The sequence below is a fragment of the Pseudomonas anguilliseptica genome, from assembly GCF_900105355.1.
GTDB classification, from domain to species: Bacteria; Pseudomonadota; Gammaproteobacteria; order Pseudomonadales; family Pseudomonadaceae; genus Aquipseudomonas; species Aquipseudomonas anguilliseptica.
In genome coordinates this window covers 188531-206092 of the sequence record NZ_FNSC01000002.1, presented here as the reverse complement: position 1 = coordinate 206092, position 17562 = coordinate 188531, and the positions used below count along the sequence as shown (strand labels likewise).

Annotated in this window: 11 protein-coding genes, 1 tRNA gene and 5 pseudogenes; 3 read left to right on the top strand and 14 right to left on the bottom strand. The window is 59.0% G+C overall.

Features of this window, described 5'->3' with window-relative positions; genetic code table 11:
- From BLW24_RS27040 to BLW24_RS25365, 14 genes and pseudogenes are all read right to left on the bottom strand, one after another.
- The coding region (locus BLW24_RS27040; RefSeq protein WP_139272760.1) for a hypothetical protein at nucleotides 1–148 on the bottom strand (148 nt) is incomplete at its 3' end.
- The gene (locus BLW24_RS25420; protein ID WP_167360459.1) at nucleotides 145–1446 is read right to left on the bottom strand and encodes a TonB-dependent siderophore receptor; all 1302 of its coding nucleotides are present in this window, start codon (nucleotides 1444–1446) and stop codon (nucleotides 145–147) included. The genes BLW24_RS25420 and BLW24_RS27040, both read right to left, overlap by 4 nt.
- 243 nt (nucleotides 1447–1689) lie before the next feature.
- The gene (locus BLW24_RS26775; RefSeq protein WP_244161312.1) at nucleotides 1690–1923 is read right to left on the bottom strand and encodes a hypothetical protein; all 234 of its coding nucleotides are present in this window, start codon (nucleotides 1921–1923) and stop codon (nucleotides 1690–1692) included.
- Nucleotides 1924–1962: 39 nt separating this feature from the next.
- Nucleotides 1963–2130: pseudogene (locus tag BLW24_RS26920) on the bottom strand (cyclic peptide export ABC transporter); the annotation flags it as partial.
- A gap of 95 nt (nucleotides 2131–2225) precedes the next feature.
- A pseudogene (locus BLW24_RS25415) lies at nucleotides 2226–3338 on the bottom strand (ABC transporter transmembrane domain-containing protein); the annotation flags it as partial.
- A 30-nt stretch (nucleotides 3339–3368) separates the two neighbouring features.
- The gene (locus BLW24_RS25410) at nucleotides 3369–6641 is read right to left on the bottom strand and encodes a non-ribosomal peptide synthetase (protein WP_090382685.1); all 3273 of its coding nucleotides are present in this window, start codon (nucleotides 6639–6641) and stop codon (nucleotides 3369–3371) included.
- Nucleotides 6642–7103: 462 nt separating this feature from the next.
- Nucleotides 7104–7483: pseudogene (locus tag BLW24_RS25400) on the bottom strand (IS30 family transposase); the annotation flags it as partial.
- A gap of 33 nt (nucleotides 7484–7516) precedes the next feature.
- On the bottom strand, nucleotides 7517–9073 hold the full coding sequence (gene tnpC / locus BLW24_RS25395) for an IS66 family transposase (protein WP_090375474.1): 1557 nt from the start codon (nucleotides 9071–9073) through the stop codon (nucleotides 7517–7519).
- Nucleotides 9074–9091: 18 nt separating this feature from the next.
- A complete protein-coding gene (tnpB, locus tag BLW24_RS25390) occupies nucleotides 9092–9487 on the bottom strand; it encodes an IS66 family insertion sequence element accessory protein TnpB (protein ID WP_244161054.1) in 396 nt (131 codons plus the stop codon).
- A 47-nt stretch (nucleotides 9488–9534) separates the two neighbouring features.
- Nucleotides 9535–9777 (bottom strand): annotated as a pseudogene (locus BLW24_RS25385) (helix-turn-helix domain-containing protein); the annotation flags it as partial.
- A 311-nt stretch (nucleotides 9778–10088) separates the two neighbouring features.
- A complete protein-coding gene (recA, locus tag BLW24_RS25380) occupies nucleotides 10089–11132 on the bottom strand; it encodes a recombinase RecA (RefSeq protein ID WP_090387979.1) in 1044 nt (347 codons plus the stop codon).
- 197 nt (nucleotides 11133–11329) lie between these two features.
- A complete protein-coding gene (locus BLW24_RS25375) occupies nucleotides 11330–12310 on the bottom strand; it encodes an IS5 family transposase (protein ID WP_090375425.1) in 981 nt (326 codons plus the stop codon).
- A gap of 142 nt (nucleotides 12311–12452) precedes the next feature.
- A pseudogene (locus tag BLW24_RS25370) lies at nucleotides 12453–12950 on the bottom strand (ATPase domain-containing protein); the annotation flags it as partial.
- Between the two features lie 90 nt (nucleotides 12951–13040).
- Nucleotides 13041–13553: a CinA family protein gene (locus BLW24_RS25365; protein WP_090387760.1), complete on the bottom strand. Its 513-nt coding sequence runs from the start codon at nucleotides 13551–13553 to the stop codon at nucleotides 13041–13043.
- Nucleotides 13554–13631: 78 nt separating this feature from the next.
- On the opposite strand from BLW24_RS25365, the gene mutS reads away from it, so the two are divergent.
- From mutS to BLW24_RS25350, 3 genes are all read left to right on the top strand, one after another.
- Nucleotides 13632–16205, top strand: coding sequence for a DNA mismatch repair protein MutS (mutS, locus tag BLW24_RS25360; RefSeq protein WP_090387978.1), 2574 nt, complete (start codon nucleotides 13632–13634; stop codon nucleotides 16203–16205).
- A 138-nt stretch (nucleotides 16206–16343) separates the two neighbouring features.
- Nucleotides 16344–16667, top strand: coding sequence for a ferredoxin FdxA (fdxA, locus tag BLW24_RS25355; protein ID WP_090248347.1), 324 nt, complete (start codon nucleotides 16344–16346; stop codon nucleotides 16665–16667).
- 633 nt (nucleotides 16668–17300) lie between these two features.
- Nucleotides 17301–17374 (top strand) — tRNA-Gly (locus BLW24_RS25350).
- Nucleotides 17375–17562: the final 188 nt, after the last annotated feature.

Sequence of the window (17562 nt, the reverse complement as noted above, 5' to 3'; positions counted from 1 at the left end):
TTTGGTTGATGTCGTAAACCAGGCCGACGAAAGGGGTGAACTCGCCGTCTATATTGTCGTTGCTATTGCCGGTGCGGGCAACGCTCGGAGTGTAGGTGGTGTTGTCGAAGTCCCACCAGGAGAGACGCCCGCCCAGTACCAGGGTCAACGGTCGGCCAGGCTCAGGCGCAGATTGCTGTAGATCCCACGCTGACGTGTATCGGCGAAAACGTCTTGCTGAGGAACCAAGTCAATTTGCGCTGCGCTGACCTGCGGATCGAACAGATCCACCTCTTCGAGAAACTCGGAGTCGAAATCCCCTTTGTTGTGGAATTCGGAACGGCTGTAGTTGGCCCCGAGCAGCAGCTTATGCTCGCGACCGAACAGGCTAAACGGCCCATCAACATAGGCATCCACCTCGTTCTGCTCTTCGCGGTAGTCGAAGCGGATGGCGTTGATGTCCACCACATTGAGCTCTGGGTCTATGCCGAAACCGTTGCGTGCGTATGCCTGGGTCAGGTCGAAGTTATTCTGCGCATGGCGCAGGGACAGCTTGGCCTTCCAGCCACCAGCCAGTTGTTGCTCCAACTCGGCGAAAGCGCTGTCGCTCCAGAAATAGTCACGATTCCAGTCGGCGCCATAGAAATTCGAGCGCGAGACATCGACCAGTGACAGCTTGAAATCACCACCCGGGGTCACCGACAGATAGGACGGCAGCGAACGCTGGGCACCGCGCGCATCCACTTCCTGATGGCTAACGCCCAAGGTCAAAAGAGTATCCGGGGTCAGGTCGGCTTCCAGCACGCCATAGAACAGATTGCTCTTTTCATCGCCGCCGTCGTAATAGAAATGCCGGTCACGCTTGCTGGCTACCGCACGGCCGCGGATATTGCCGCTCTCGGTCAACGGGCCGGTGACATCGATCATGCTGCGATAGTCATCCCAGGACCCGGCGCTCAGTTCACCGTCAACCGCCGCTTCGGCCTGCGGGCGCTTGCGCACCAGATTGATGGTACCGCCAGTGCCGCCGGTGCCATTGAGGATACCGGCCGGGCCTTTAAGTACTTCAACCCGTTCGTACATCGCCATGTCCGGCGAGAGGAAGATGCGGCCATCCATAGTGGTAGGCGTGCCATCCAATGACAGCGAGGTCATCTCGAAGCCGCGAGAGAGATAGGTCGTGCGGTTGGCATCGATGCGCTGCACCGTCACCCCGCCGACCTGCTTCATGGCCTGTTCCAGGGTGTAGAGGTTCTGTTCCTCGATACGCTGCTGACCGACCACATTGACCGTTTGTGGTACTTCGCGCAGCTTAACTGGGACTTTCGAGCCTGCGGTCACCACCGTTTCGTCGTTTTGCTTGCCGGTGATTGTCTGCGCAGGCAGATCCAGAGCATCCGCTGGCGCGGCTTGCTCCTCAGCCCATGACGCACCTGAGAAGGCGATGCCGCTCAGCATAAATGGCATCAATAGACGCTTGGAAACCCGCGCGCCCTGCTTTGACCGCTTTCCTCGATGCTGCATATATCCCCCCAACTTATCAAATAGAGTCGATAACGATAACGATTTGCAATTGCAATTGCAATTGCAACTATGCAAAGTGCCATCTCACAAGCCTTTGCCAGACGTTTACCTGGTAAAGCCGTATAAGGCTCAGATCGATAACCGCTTGTTAGCTGTACCGGATGCCCGAACACCAGCAGCCAAAATTCAACTAACGGCAACCGCCAACTGCTCTTGCACCGGCCTGAAGCCGCTTTTATCCAGCACGCTTAACTGACCGCCGTCACACTTGAGCACCCGATCAGCCACAGCGAAGTAGCGGTCGTCGTGGCTGATAGCGATTACCGTCTTGCCCCGCGCTTTCAGCTCGGGCAGCAGTTCCAGATAGAAGAAGGCACGGAACAGCGGGTCCTGATCCGCCGCCCATTCGTCTAGCAGCAAAATAGGCCGCTCCTCCACCAGCGCCACCAGCAGGGCCAGGCGCTTGCGCTGCCCCTGGGACAACTGGGTGGTGGAAAGCAGACCGGCCGGATCGATGGACACTTTGCGCTCCATGCGCAGGCGAGCCAGCCAGGCCTGGGCCAGAGACAGATCGAAATTGCCTGTCGGGCCGACCAGTCGCTCGAACAGATGGAAGCTGGAAAACACTGTGGAAAAATGGCTGCGATACCAATCCGCCGCTCATCGGTGATCTCTTCGCCGTGCAAGCTCAATAGCCCGCCGCTTGGGCGATAAAGCCCGGTCAGCAACTTGGCCAGGGTCGACTTGCCGCTGCCGTTGCCGCCGACGATAAACAGCGTCTCGCCGGCATAGACATGCAGGTCGATGGGTCCCAAGTGAAAGCCATAATCATCGCTGACTGACGGATAGGCGTAAGTCAGCCCTTCGAGTTCTAGCAGCAGCTCACCGCTATTGGGAACCCTGGGCTGTTGGACAGCGAACTCGGGACGACAAGGTGCCAGGGTCAGCGACTCGATCTTGGCCAGGGCCACATTCCCGGAAACCAAGGTGGGCAGGCTGCCGATCATATCGTTGAGCGGCATGCGCAGGAACATCAGCACTAGGACGAAAGCCGCCACAGTGGCTGCGCCTATGCCCAGCCACGCTCCAGCGGCGAATAACCCACCGGCCAAGCCAAGGATCAGCGTCACCGTCCAGTTCAGGCTGAGCGTCCAGTAGCGGTCGGCAAGTACCTCGTTAGCCCGTGCACGGTCGGCCGCTGGAAGCAGATCAAGCGCGTAGAAACGCTGCTTGCGCTGGGTGTTCAACGCCAGTTCGTAGCGCCCCTCGATGGCCGCGGTATAGGCGGCGTAAAGCTGATCATCTGTGTCGCGCACCACTTTCATCAACTCGCGCATCCGCGCGAACCAGCCATGGGCCAACCAGACCCCCAGCCCCAACAACAACCCACAAAGCAGCAGCAGTTGCCAGGAAAGCCAGGCCAGATAGGCAAAGCCGCCCAACATCAAGATGCCGTTGTAGAGCACGAAGGGCAGCCGGTTGAAGGCCTGGCCTATGGACTCGACGTCCTTGCTCAGGGTGGCATACAGGCCCGCAGCGCCGATCTTCTCCAATTGCTCGATAGACGTATCCAGCAAGCGCTTGACCAGTTGCAGGCGCAGCTCATAGACCACCCGGTGGCCCAGGGCGGTCAGCAAGGCTTGGGAGGCGAAACCACAGGCAAATAGCACCAGCAGCAGGCCGAGGTAATAGCTCCCTCGAGCAATGCTCAGGGTCTGCGCACCGGCGATCAGCTGATTGATTTCGTTGAGCAGCGCGATGCCAGCCGCCGCGCTCGCCAGGCTGCCCAGCAGAGCCAGCGTGAGCAGACCACGGTGGCGTTGCAGCAAAGACATAAAGACCATCATGGATATCCCTCGATACGCTTATTCATAGGCTTGCAACAGGCTGTCGATCTGCGCCCATTGATCCTCTTCAGGTGTCAGGCAGGCTTGTTCGATCAACAGGGCCATGTCGCTTAGACGCGGATGGGCGAACAGCTCGGCCAAGGCCACCTCGCAGGCGAACTCGCGGGCGATCCGCGCTTGGATACGCACCAGTTGCAGGGACTGCGCGCCTAGGGCGAAGAGCTCGTCCTGGCGCGAGATGGCGCTTACTCCCAGCACTTCAGTCCAGATCGCGGCCAGGCGTTTTTCGCTATCGCTGGCCGGCGGCATCGTCGCTTCGGCCGCGCCCCAGACAGGAGCAGGCAATGCCTGGCGGTCGACCTTGCCGTTTGCATTCAGAGGAAGACTCTCCAGCCTGACGAAGGCCGCCGGCAGCATGTAGGCCGGCAGCCGCTCGCGCAGATAGGGGCCGAGACTTTCGCTGAGCAACTCAGGAGCGGCGCGCAGGTAGGCGACCAATGCATCCTGCCCGCCAGGTGCTTTGCGTACCGCCACCACAGCCTGTTGTACCTCGCCATGGGCGTTCAACGCCGCTTCGATTTCGCCCAACTCGATGCGAAAGCCGCGCAATTTCACCTGAAAATCCCGCCGGCCGAGAAACTCGACACTGCCGTCGGCGCGGTAGCGGGCCAGATCGCCAGTACGGTAGAGCCGGCTGCCTGGGCCTGCCCCCGGCGCGCCGGTCACGGCGAAGGGATTGGGCACAAAGGCCGCGGCGGTCAAATCAGCACGTCCGGCATAGCCACGAGCCAGGCCGGCACCACCGATATACAGCTCCCCCACTACGCCGGGTGGCTGCGGTTGTAAGTATTCATCGAGGATGTACAGACGGTTATTGGCCAGCGGCCGACCTATAGGGACGACTGCTGCATCCACTCGCTCGACCTTCTGCGCCGCCGACCATACGGTAGTTTCGGTCGGCCCGTAGACATTGCTCAGGCGCACACCGCGCGCCAGCAGGCGTTCGGCCAACTCGCCGGCCAGTGCTTCGCCGCCACAGAGCACCCGCAGTCCTTGCCAAGCTGGGCTGTCGTGATCCAGGAGCATCTGCCAGGTGGCCGGCGTCGCCTGCATCACGCTGATCGCCTGGGTCTCCAGCAGTTCGATCAAGGCGGCTGGCTGCAGCGTATGCTCACGCTGGGCGAGCACCACACAGGCGCCATGCAGCAATGGCAGGAACAGCTCCAGTGCTGCGATATCGAAGCCCAGAGTGGTCACCGCCAGCAACCGGTCATTAGCCGTCAGACGCGCATGCGCTTGGATACCCTGGAGAAAATTGGCCAATGCTTCGCGTTCGATCTGCACGCCCTTGGGTCGGCCGGTAGAGCCGGACGTATAGAGGCTGTAAGCCAGCTGCCGTGGCTGCGCGAGCAACCCGGGATTCGCTTCGCTGCGTGTCGCTAGGGTCGGTTCCAGCGACTCCAAGGTGACCACCGGCGAGCCGTTATCGAACAGGCCAGCCAAGGCTTCACGGGTCAGTAGCAGGCGCGGTGCAGCCTGGGCGAGTATATCGACGTTACGCGCGGGCGGCTGCGCCGGGTCGATCGGCAGGTAGGCGGCACCGGCCTTGTGGATCGCCAGTAATGCCACCAGCAATGCGGCCTCGCGCTCCAGGCAGACACCGATCAACTGCTCGCCGCCCACACCTTTCTCACGCAACCAGTGCGCCAGGCGATTAGCTCTGGCATTCAGCTCGGCGTAGCTCAACTGCTCTGTACCGCAGACCAGCGCGCAGCGCCCTGGAGCGACAAGGACACGGCGCTCGAAGAGGGCCAGCATGTCCTCACCCGGGTTCAACAACCGCTCGCTGCGGTTCCACTGACGCAACACCAGCTCGCGTTCACCGCTCGCCAACAGGGGCAGCTGCCAAACACTTGAGTCAGGGCTGTCCAGTAAAGCGTTCAGCAATTGCTGGTAATGCGCCGCTATGCGCTCGGCGGTGGCCGGCAGGAACAGATCCAGGTTGTACTCCAGTTCGCAGTGCACGCCATCCGGCCGCACTGCGACATCCAGACTCAGATCGAACTTGGCACTGTCGGCATCGATCCGCAGCTGCTCGATCTGGATATCCGCCAGACTCAGGCACACCGCTGCACCGCTACTCAGGTTAAACATCGCCTGAAACAACGGAGTGCGGCTCGGATCGCGCTCAATTTGCAATTGCTCCAGCAACAGTTCGAACGGCAGCTCGGCGTGATCCAGTGCCGCCAAGGACTCTTGGCGTAACCGCCGGCATAGCTCGCGGCCGCTCAGCTGGGTGCCCAGATCAACCCGGTAGACCAGGGTATTGACGAAGAAACCTATCAGCTCCTCCAGTTCGCACCGGCTGCGGGCCGCATGGGGCACGCCGATGGCGAAGGCCTGCTGGCCGCTGTAGCGCGCCAGCAGTACTTGCCAGGTAGCCAGCAGCAACACGAAGGGCGTGCAGCTCTCGGCTCGGCAGAACCGCTGGGCACGCTCGCTGAGCTCGCTCGGCAGGGCGAACCGCAGCCGCTGCCCGCGCTGGCTCGGCTGTGCCGGGCGCGGCAGGTCGGTGGGCAATTCCAGTACCGGCACGCGCTCGCCCAGATACTGGCGCCAGTGACGCAGCTCAGTCGCCAAAGCCTCGCCTTGCAACTGCTGGCGCTGCCACACCGCATAGTCGGGGTATTGCACGGGTAGCACCGGCAGCTCAGGCGTTTGTCCCGCCAGGGCCTGTGCGTAGGCGGCGGCCAAGTCCCGTACCAGAATGGGATTGGACCAGGCATCCGAGACTATGTGGTGCATGGCCAGCAGCAGGCCGTGGTTCTGCTCGTCGAAGTGCAGCAGGGTTACCCGCAGCAGTGGAGCCAGATTCAAGTCGAAGGTCTGTGCGGCCTCATCCTGCAGACGGCGACTGAGGACGGCCAACTGTGCCTCATCAGACATGCCGGTGTGTTGCTCGCAGGCCAGGCTGAACGACACCTCAGCAAGGGCAATCTGTTGCGGTTCGCCCTGAATGTCTTCGAAGCGAGTGCGCAATACCGCGTGCCGAGCGATCAAGGCTTGGAAGGCTTTCTCCAACGCCAACACATCGAGCCTGCCGCTCAGGTGAAAAGCCCGAGTAAGATTGTAGGCTGTCGATTCTGGGGCCAGCCGCTGCAGAAACCACAAACGCTGTTGGGCAAAGGACAGGGGGGACGGACCGGCGGATAGCAGTAAGGATATGCGGTCTACCTGAGACGCTTCATCCTCAAGCAGCAGCGCCAGCAAGGCGCTATCGAGCTCATTCATGCAGAGTAATATCCGAGACTAGACGCCGCAGGCAGGGCGTCAAATGCGTGCGAATATTAAATACAAATGATAATTATTGTCAAAATGATATAGCGCAGCACGCACCGACCACTGCCGCCCCCATCGGCTAAGCAAACCTCGGCCCGAGCTAGGCCTTGCCCAAGCTCGGGTAAACGGTTCTGTTTGAGGCGATACTGGCCCCGCCCGACGCGCACGAGAATATCTCGCCTATACAGACGTGCCCCCCTTGGCGGACGCTAACCAGGGAGATCGGCTCACCCGAGTTGGCAAGGTGTTTATGGAGTTGCCAAGTGGTTAGCCCTTCGTCGTGATCACCTTGAAGAGCGAGCAGTATCTTCATTCGCAGCAGGCTGTTCCAAGCTCGGTAACTAGTCACCGGCCGAGTACGAAAAAGCAACCGCCTGAAATTCCCCTATTCAGGTGTCCACTAAAACTTGACCACGACACGTAGCGTTTGCGGTACCGCTTTCGACGATGCCGAAGGTGTAGGTAAAGCAACCCGCCGCCCCTTTATCCACATCGACAAAGCGGTAAATCCACTCATGACTGACAGCTTGATCAGGCTATTCCAGCTTCAAGCGCTGTGCGATCTGCTCGGGACTAAAACCCTGCTCCAGCCAGAGCGGAATATGCGCATGCAGCCACACTTTCGGCTTGCAGAATTTGTGTGCACTGCGCTGGCGAACGCCGCTTTGCTGGTCTGCCAGGACCGCTTTGTAGGCCTTTTGAGTCCCATTGCGGCGAACTTCCCGACTGACTGTCGCGGAATGGACGCCCAGCTGTTTGGCGATGCGCACTTGACTCATGCGTAAGCGCTCCATAGACCCCACCTCCCTCTGGAGAGGTTTTGCGTTTTACAGTGGCGTCGTTGGTTGGCAGTTCCAAGGCAGCAGCGCTTCGTAGGCTTCAACGCTGTTGGCCAGCGGCAGGCGTTCGAGGACATGGCGCAACCAGGCGTAGGGCTCCTGGCCATTGGTCTTGGCGGTTTCCACCAGGCTGTAGAGTTGGGCGCTGGCGGTCGCGCCTTTCGGCGTGTCGCTGAACAGCCAGTTCTTGCGACCTATGACGAAGGGCCGGATCGCGCGCTCGGCAGCGTTGTTATCGATCGGCAGGTGGCCAGCCTCGATGTAGCGTTCGAGTCGGCTCCAGTTGCTCGCCAGGTAGTTCACTGCTTTGCCCAGGGCATTCTGCGCCGTGACCTGCGGCTGGGTTTTCTCCAGCCAGGTCTTGAGCTGATCGAGGAGCGGTAGGCTGTGCTGCTGGCGGCCCCGGTAGCGCTGTTCATCGCTGGCATCCTTAAGTTCGCGCTCGATGCCGTAGAGCTTGTTGATCATCCCCAACGCGATGTCGGCACGCCCGGTTTTGCCCTTCGGTTGCACCTTTTGCGCTTCGACGAACTTGCGCCGCGCATGCGCCCAGCAGGCCAGGCGCTCAACACCTTGTTGTGCGGCCACGGCGTTGTAGCCGGCGTAATCGTCGGTCATCAGGTAGCCGCGATAACCGTCGAGCAGGCGCAGCGGCACCTCCTGCGCGCGGCTGGTTGTGTAGTCGAAGAGGATCACCGGCTTGCCAGGCGGGCCACCGGTCTGCACCCACATCCAGGAGTGGCTGCTCGGATCGCGCCCAGGCTCCTTGAGCACCTGCACGCGGGTTTCATCGCAGTGGATCACCGGACTGTCCAGCAGCCTGTCGCGCATCAGGTTGAGCAACGGTTGTAGCAGTTCGCCGCACTGGATCACCCAGCGCGCCAGGGTCTGCCGGGGGATGTCGATGCCATGGCGACTGAGCATCTTTTCGAAGCGATACAGTGGGATGCCGTCGGCGTATTTGCTGGTCAGCAGCATCGCCAGCACGCTCGGGCTGGCCAGGCTTTTCTCGATCAGTTGGGCCGGTTTGTCAGCGGTGACCGGCGCGCTTTCGCAGGCCTTGCAGGCATAGGTCTTGCGAATGTGGCGGATCACCTGAACCTGCATCGGGATGATTTCCAGCTGCTCGCTGGTTTCTTCGCCGATGGCCTGCTTGCGGCAACCGCATTCGCAGGTCAGTTCGTGTTCGGGCAGTTCGTGGATGACCTCGACACGCGGTAGTTCGGCCGGTAACGGCTTGCGCTTGCCGCGGCGCTTGGTCGGCGCAACGACTTCTTCCTCGACCTCAGCGGCCGGAGCTTCAGCCGCCGCTTCGGCCAGGCTTTCCGCTTCGTTGAACATCTCTAGCTGCGGTGAATCCGGGTCGCTGCTCTGCTCGGATTTACGGCCGAACAGGCGCTGGATCAACAGCGCGTTTTGTTCGCGCAGGCGCTCGATCTGCCCATCCTTGTCCTTGGCCAATTCCTGCGCCGACGACAACACCTCAGCGAGCAATTGCTTGAGCGCGGCGGGGTCATCAGGAAGGGTTTCGGGCACAGAAATCATGCCGTGGATTATACCGGCTCAGGTGACGAACCTAGGGGTCAAAACCTGGTGCGGCCGGTTGCGCCACAGGTCGATACCGTCCAACAACCAGTTCAACTCCTGGGCCGTCAGCACGATCGCATCTTCGCCAGGTTCCGGATGCGACTTGAAGCGTTCAGCCTCCAATCGCTTGAGCCACAGGCAAAAGCCGTTGCGCTCCCAATACAAAATCTTCACCCGGCTGCGCGCGCGGTTGAGGAAGACGAACAGCACCGGGTCGAACACCGCCACCTTGATATCCAGCTCGACCAGGGCGGCCAGGCCATCGATGGATTTTCGGAAATCCACCGGCTTGGGGTATAGATAGACTTTTTCGACTTTGGCGTCGGGGCGCATCATGACGGCTGGCTCCAGAAAGAAATTGGAGCTCAGCATTGGCTGGCCTGCGGATCATTTGTAGATGAGGTTTATGGAGCGCTTACGAAGCGTTCACTACCGGGCAGCAGCTTTCGCTTGGGCCGGCAGACTTGGCGCCGGGCTCTCATCTGCTGCTGCGCCGCACGGGCCGAGTAACGACCGCAGACCTCTCGATTACGGCGCAACTCGCGACTGATAGTCGAGGGGGATCGGTTGATCAGGTGGGCAATCTTGCGCAGGCTAAAGCCTTGGGCATGACCGATTTGAATAGTGGCGCGCTCTTCAACGCTGAGTTCGGAATAAGACATAGGGGCAGCACCGTATCGGAAAGATCAGGTGTTGCACTCAGTTTTTGCCGCCGCCGTTGCTTAGCAGATTGGGGAGCACCCACCATCTCTACTAGACTTATAATCTGCGGATAGTGCAAATTAGCGACACGATCTAAAATCCGCCTCAACACAAAATAAAAGGCCCAGCTTTGAAAGCCAGGCCGTATTAGATATTTAACCTTTACAGAGCCTAAAGGGAAACCTGGCTTTAGCAGCCAGGTCTTCCAAGACTGACTGACACTACCGGAAGCTGTAATAATTTCGGCCAAGTTTCGCTGGACTGCAAACTATCAAACTTCGACTTCAGGCTGTTTTTCAGGCGCCGGGGCACCGGATTCAGCTTGTTTCTTAGGCATCATTTTCTCGCGGATCATACCTTCAATCTTGTCCATGGTGGCTTTGTTTTCCAACAGCCACTTCATGGTATTGGCCTTGCCTTGGCCGATCTTATTGCCTTCAAAGGCATACCAAGCACCTGATTTATCGATAAAATCATTTGCGACCGCCAAGTCTACAATTTCACCTACCTTACTAATACCTTGGCCGTAAATAATTTGGAACTCTGCTTGTTTAAAAGGTGCTGCAACTTTATTCTTTACAACTTTTACACGGGTTTCACTGCCGGCAACTTCGTCACCTTCCTTCACTGCACCGGTGCGACGGATATCCAGACGTACCGAGGCATAGAATTTCAGGGCGTTACCGCCAGTTGTAGTTTCAGGGCTCCCAAACATAACACCTATCTTCATACGAATTTGGTTAATGAAGATACACATAGTGTTCGAGTTTTTAAGGTTACCCGTAATCTTACGCATTGCCTGACTCATCATGCGCGCGGCCAACCCAACGTGCATATCCCCAATTTCACCTTCGATTTCAGCTTTGGGTGTAAGAGCTGCCACTGAGTCGACAACAATAAGATTAATAGCACCAGATCTAGTAAGGATATCCACGATCTCGAGCGCCTGCTCTCCGGTATCTGGCTGCGAGCACAGGAGATCATCAATATTAACGCCAAGCTTTGCTGCGTAGATTGGGTCAAGTGCATGCTCGGCATCGATAAATGCACATGTCAGCCCTTGACGTTGCGCTTCAGCAATAACTGAGAGTGTTAGAGTCGTCTTACCCGAAGACTCAGGCCCGTATATCTCTACAATACGACCGCGCGGCAAACCGCCTACGCCTAGAGCGATGTCCAGACCAAGCGAGCCGGTCGATATGACATCGATATCCATAGTGCGATCTGAACCCAGTCGCATAATGGAACCCTTACCAAACTGCTTCTCAATCTGTGAGAGAGCCGCTTCTAACGCTTTGCTTTTTGCCTGATCCATTCTTATCGACCACTCGAATTAGTAATTAATCGAATCTTACTGATTTGCTTAGGGATGGTCTGAAGTAGCCATGTATTTCTGGCTGACTTCAGCCCCGCCGATTTTGAAAGCGGCAAATCGATCAAAAACGATCAGATTACCCATTCATTTCTGTGTTTTTAGCCGCCGCGAGTAGCTCGCGGCAGCCATTTCCCGCATTACAGGCGCACCTCTCCTGCATTGGTCAGTAAATGTCGGCGTGCCATCCACAGGTTCGACAGCGCGAACAGCGTCACCAGTTGCGCCGTGTTCTTGGCCAAGCCACGGAAGCGTGTCTTTACATAACTGAACTGACGCTTGATCACCCGGAACGGGTGCTCAACCTTGGCGCGCACCTGGGCCTTGGCCTTCTCGATCTTGCGTTTGGCTTTGTACAGCGGGCTGCTCTTACCCAGCTTCTTATAGGTGCTGCGGCGGGCAGCAACCTGCCAGATCACCTCGCGCCCATCATGTTCGGGGCGCTTTTCGACGCCGGTATAACCCGCATCGGCGCACACCACGTTTTCCTCGCCGTGCAGCAACTTGTCGACCTGAGTGACATCCGCCACGTTGGCCGCCGTGCCTACCACGCTGTGTACCAGCCCCGACTCGTCATCCACGCCAATGTGCGCCTTCATGCCGAAGTAGTATTGGTTGCCCTTCTTGGCCTGGTGCATCTCTGGGTCCCGTTTGCCGTCCTTGTTCTTGGTCGAACTCGGCGCATTGATCAGCGTGGCATCGACGATGGTGCCTTGGCGCAACGACAGGCCACGGTCGCCAAGATAGCCATTGATGACGGCCAGGATGCCGGCAGCCAACTCATGTTTCTCCAGCAGACGACGGAAGTTGAGGATGGTGGTTTCGTCGGGGATACGTTCCAGACTCAGCCCGGCGAACTGCCGCAGGATAGTGGTCTCGTACAGCGCTTCTTCCATCGCCGGGTCGCTGTAGCCGAACCAGTTCTGCATCAGGTGCACACGTAGCATCGCCATCAGCGGATAGGCCGGCCGACCGCCTTCACCCTTGGGGTAATACGGTTCGATCAGTGCGATCAAACCCTTCCACGGCACCACCCGATCCATCTCGATCAGGAACAACTCTTTGCGGGTCTGCTTGCGTTTGCCGGCGTACTCGGCATCGGCGAAGGTCATTTGCTTCATCGGAAAACTCGGCGGGTGGCGTCCGGGCATTTTGCCAAAATCAGGAAGTCTTATTCAGAGTTTCCTTAGAGCGTGCCCCTACGAGAGGAAAGGATACCTCCTAAGTGAACCAAATCTATGCTGCAACACCGAATACTGCATCCTGCAGGCCGACGTGCATGTCGCCCATCTCGCCTTCAATCTCTGCTTTCGGCACCAGGGCAGCAACCGAGTCGACAATGATCACGTCGATGGCATTGGAGCGCACCAGCATGTCGGTAATTTCCAGGGCCTGCTCGCCGGTATCCGGCTGCGACACCAGCAGGTCATCGACGTTGACGCCGAGCTTGCCAGCGTAATCAGGGTCGAGGGCGTGTTCGGCATCGACGAAGGCGCAGGTGGCGCCCAGCTTCTGCGCTTCGGCAATTACCGACAGGGTCAGGGTGGTTTTACCGGAGGACTCAGGGCCGTAGATTTCAACGATACGGCCTTTCGGCAGACCGCCAATGCCCAGGGCGATGTCCAGCCCCAGCGAGCCGGTGGAGATGGCCGGGATCGCCTGGCGATCATGATCGCCCATACGCATCACCGCGCCCTTGCCGAATTGCTTTTCAATCTGGCCCAGAGCTGCCGCCAAGGCGCGCTTCTTATTCTCGTCCATTTAAGTCCTCACGTAATCAAGAAGGGCCAGCTAGCGGCCACCAACAACTGTATAAGTAGACAGTATTATTCCACAGGGCAAGTCGCCCGCCTACCCCGCGTTTGGATTTTCTTGCGCCAGCAGGCGCAACAGCCCAGCCAGCGCGGCCTCAACCGTTTGTCGGCGAACTTCGCTGCGATCCCCGGCAAACTGCCGGTGCACGCTAAATAGCCGCTCACCATCACCCCAGGCCAGCCAGACGGTGCCCACCGGTTTCTCCGCCGAGCCGCCATCCGGCCCCGCGACACCGCTGACTGCCACGGCATAACGCGCGCCACTATGGGCCTGCGCCCCGTGCACCATGGCCTCGACCACCTCCTGACTCACTGCGCCAACCGTGGCAAACAGCGCCTCGGGAACATTCAACTGTTTAGTCTTTTGCGCGTTGGAGTAAGTGACATAACCCGCTTCAAACCAGGCCGAGCTGCCGGGAATCCGGGTAATCGCCTCGGCAATGCCGCCGCCAGTACAGGATTCTGCGGTGGTCACCTGGGCCTTGGCGGCAATCAGTTGCCTGCCCAGCTCGGCAGCCAATTGGGTCAGGGCATATTCATTAGCAGTCATCTGCACTCCGGGGTTAAAGCCAGCCAGGCCGATACCGTACACTAGGCGCTTTTGCGATTCAGCCGGACAGTTAAAACGATGAGCCAAAGCGACCTCAGTTCTCACACGCCGATGATGCAGCAGTACTGGAAGCTGAAAAATCAGCATCCCGAACAGCTGATGTTTTACCGCATGGGCGACTTCTACGAGATCTTCTACGAGGACGCGAAAAAGGCCGCCAAACTACTGGATATCACCCTGACCGCTCGTGGCCAGTCGGCCGGACAGGCCATCCCCATGTGCGGAATTCCCTACCATTCGCTGGAAGGCTACCTGGCCAAACTGGTCAAGCTCGGCGAGTCTGTGGTGATCTGCGAGCAGATCGGCGACCCGGCCACCAGCAAGGGTCCGGTGGAGCGTCAGGTGGTGCGCATCATCACCCCGGGCACGGTCAGCGACGAAGCACTGCTCGATGAGCGTCGCGACAACCTGCTGGCCGCAGTACTGGGCGATGAGCGCCTGTTCGGCCTGGCTGTGCTGGACATCACCAGCGGCCGCTTCAGCGTGCTGGAGATCAAGGGCTGGGAAAACCTGCTGGCCGAACTTGAGCGCCTGAACCCGGTTGAACTGTTGATCCCCGATGACTGGCCGCAGGATCTTCCTGCGGAAAAACGCCGGGGCTCACGCCGTCGCGCGCCGTGGGACTTCGAGCGCGATACCGCACACAAAAGCCTGTGCCAACAGTTCGGCACCCAAGATCTCAAGGGCTTTGGCTGCGAGAACCTGACCCTGGCCATCGGCGCTGCCGGCTGCCTGCTGGCGTATGCCAAGGAAACCCAGCGCACCGCCCTGCCGCACTTGCGCAGCCTGCGTCACGAACGTCTGGACGACACGGTGATTCTCGACGGTGCCAGCCGACGCAATCTGGAGCTGGATATCAACCTGGCCGGCGGGCGCGACAACACCCTGCAATCAGTGGTCGATCGCTGCCAAACCGCCATGGGTAGCCGCCTGCTCAGCAGGTGGCTGAATCGCCCACTGCGTGACCGCAGCATTCTCGAAGCGCGCCAAGAATCGATTGCCTGCCTGCTAGAGCGCTACCGCTTTGAAACCCTGCAACCGCAGCTCAAGGAAATCGGCGATCTGGAGCGCATCCTCGCACGTATCGGCCTGCGCAATGCGCGCCCGCGTGACCTGGCGCGCCTGCGCGACGCCCTCGCCGCCCTGCCCACGCTGCAGATGGCCATGACCAATCTGGAAGCGCCACACCTGAGCGAGCTGGCCGGCATAGTCAGCACCTACCCGGAACTGGCCGAGCTGCTGGCCCGGGCGATTATCGACAACCCACCCGCGGTGATCCGTGACGGCGGCGTGCTCAAGACCGGCTACGACTCCGAGCTGGACGAGCTGCAATCGCTCAGCGAGAACGCCGGCCAATACCTGATGGACCTGGAAACCCGCGAGAAAGCCCGCACCGGCCTGGCCAACCTCAAGGTCGGCTACAACCGGGTGCACGGCTACTTTATCGAGTTGCCCAGCAAGCAGGCCGAATCGGCCCCGGCCGACTATATCCGCCGGCAAACCCTGAAAGGCGCCGAGCGCTTTATCACACCCGAGCTGAAAGAGTTCGAAGACAAGGCGCTGTCAGCCAAGAGCCGCGCCTTGGCCCGCGAGAAGATGCTCTATGACGAACTGCTGGAACGCCTGATCAGCCACCTCGGCCCGCTGCAGGACAGTGCTGCGGCCCTAGCCGAGCTGGATGTATTGAGCAACCTGGCCGAGCGCGCGCTGAATCTGGATCTCAATCGCCCGCGCTTTGTCGACGAGCCGTGCATGCGCATCGACCAGGGCCGGCATCCGGTGGTCGAGCAGGTACTGACCACCCCCTTTGTGGCCAACGACCTGAGCCTGGACGATGACACGCGCATGCTGATCATCACCGGGCCGAACATGGGTGGTAAATCCACCTATATGCGCCAGACCGCATTGATCGTGCTGCTCGCGCATATCGGCAGCTTCGTGCCGGCGAAAAGCTGCGAGCTGTCGCTGGTCGACCGCATCTTTACCCGTATCGGCTCAAGCGATGACCTGGCCGGCGGCCGCTCGACCTTTATGGTGGAGATGAGCGAGACCGCCAACATTCTGCACAACGCCAGCGAGCGCAGCCTGGTGCTGATGGACGAAGTCGGCCGCGGCACCAGCACCTTCGACGGCCTGTCGCTGGCCTGGGCGGCTGCCGAACAGCTGGCCAAGCTGCGCGCCTACACCCTGTTCGCCACGCATTACTTCGAGCTGACCGTGCTGCCGGAAAGTCAGCCCATCGTGGCCAACGTGCATTTGAATGCCACCGAGCACAATGAGCGCATCGTCTTCCTCCACCACGTGCTGCCTGGCCCTGCCAGTCAGAGCTATGGTTTGGCGGTAGCACAGCTGGCAGGCGTGCCGAATGAGGTTATCCTGCGCGCCCGCGAGCACCTGGCGCGTCTGGAAACCACCAGCCTGCCCCATGAGCTGCCAACTACGCAGTCCGGCCAGATGGCCGCACCGATGCAGAGCGATATGTTCGCCAGCCTGCCGCACCCGCTGCAGGACGAATTACGCAAGATCAACCCGGATGATCTGACTCCGCGCAAAGCGCTGGAACTGTTATATACATGGAAGACACGCTTCTAACGCTATTGCGCGCGAACTGTTAGAATCGCGCGCATTTTTATGACTGCCCGACTTAAAGCCTGAGCCGTGGCCATTACCCCTAGCCTGCTGAAACCCGCATAGAACGGGGCAGGCTGGCGCCCGAGGAGAGAATCAGAAATGACCTTCGTCGTTACCGACAACTGCGTCAAATGCAAATACACCGACTGCGTAGAAGTCTGCCCGGTGGACTGCTTCTACGAAGGCCCGAACTTCCTGGTGATCCACCCGGACGAGTGCATCGATTGCGCACTCTGCGAGCCTGAGTGCCCTGCACAAGCCATCTTCTCCGAAGATGAGGTGCCGGAAGATCAGCAGGAATACATCGAACTGAACGCTGACTTGGCCGAAGTCTGGCCAAATATCACCGAGAAGAAAGAGTCCCTGCCGGACGCTGAAGAGTGGGATGGCGTGAAGGACAAGCTGCAGTATCTGGAGCGCTAGTACGTAGCTGCGCTGGCTGCACAAAAACCCGCCTCGCGCGGGTTTTTACTTTCTGCGGGGCCATAACTCTCTGGAGCAAGAGGCCGGCAGAACCACCGAAAAATACCAAGCACATAAAATGCGGGCAAAAAAAGGGGCGACTCGCGTCGCCCACTCTTTTGTCCCTAGTCCCTGTATTTCCCAGCTCATTATCCTGATGAATCGCGTCCTACGATGTCCTGATTGTCATCCTGACAACCTGTGCTTGTCCCTGAGCACAGGTGTAATACTAGCGATTTCCGCCCTCTGAACAAGCGCTGAAAACTCCACACGGATGGCATCCAACCCTTTTCAATAAAAATAAATACTGTTTAAAAACAGCAACTTAATAAAATTTAGAGCACTTAACCTGTCACCTTGCGCACTAATGGCTTACGCCCCCTGTAAGCAATGGCTTACATAAGCACTCACAAAACTCGCCAGGAATAACGTTGAGCACAATGCGTGACACTCACCAGAGAGTGGCTGGCAGATAGTTTCATACTCGCCGGAGAGGCTCTGCCGCTTTAGGATCAACAATCACAATCGTCATCGTCCAACAGTCGATGATCATCTGGACAGTGTGATGGTCCCGCTATAATCTTCGGGACTTTGGCGGGCGTCGTATAGTGGTAATACCCTAGCTTCCCAAGCTAGAGCTGTGGGTTCGATTCCCATCGCCCGCTCCAAATCGCAGTTTTCAAAGCCCTGATTTCTAACAAGATTTCGGGGCTTTTTGCTTTCAGGGTTAAAGGGCCGCACATAGGCCAAAGCAAAAGCAGCACTTGGCTGAACGAGATAATCCATTGAAAACGAAGTAAGCGCTGAATAGCACAAGCACACCACCAGACATTTGCTAACAACGCTGGCGTGCTGC

What these genes read in the sequence shown, in the direction of transcription:
- BLW24_RS25375 (WP_090375425.1), bottom strand. Translation starts at nt 12,310, where the DNA reads ATGAAGCAAATGACCTTCGCCGATGCCGAGTACGCCGGCAAACGCAAG.
- tnpC (WP_090375474.1), bottom strand. Translation starts at nt 9,073, where the DNA reads ATGATTTCTGTGCCCGAAACCCTTCCTGATGACCCCGCCGCGCTCAAG.
- BLW24_RS25410 (WP_090382685.1), bottom strand. Translation starts at nt 6,641, where the DNA reads ATGAATGAGCTCGATAGCGCCTTGCTGGCGCTGCTGCTTGAGGATGAA.
- tnpB (WP_244161054.1), bottom strand. Translation starts at nt 9,487, where the DNA reads ATGCTGAGCTCCAATTTCTTTCTGGAGCCAGCCGTCATGATGCGCCCC.
- BLW24_RS25365 (WP_090387760.1), bottom strand. Translation starts at nt 13,553, where the DNA reads ATGACTGCTAATGAATATGCCCTGACCCAATTGGCTGCCGAGCTGGGC.
- fdxA (WP_090248347.1), top strand. Translation starts at nt 16,344, where the DNA reads ATGACCTTCGTCGTTACCGACAACTGCGTCAAATGCAAATACACCGAC.
- recA (WP_090387979.1), bottom strand. Translation starts at nt 11,132, where the DNA reads ATGGATCAGGCAAAAAGCAAAGCGTTAGAAGCGGCTCTCTCACAGATT.
- mutS (WP_090387978.1), top strand. Translation starts at nt 13,632, where the DNA reads ATGAGCCAAAGCGACCTCAGTTCTCACACGCCGATGATGCAGCAGTAC.
- BLW24_RS25420 (WP_167360459.1), bottom strand. Translation starts at nt 1,446, where the DNA reads ATGCCATTTATGCTGAGCGGCATCGCCTTCTCAGGTGCGTCATGGGCT.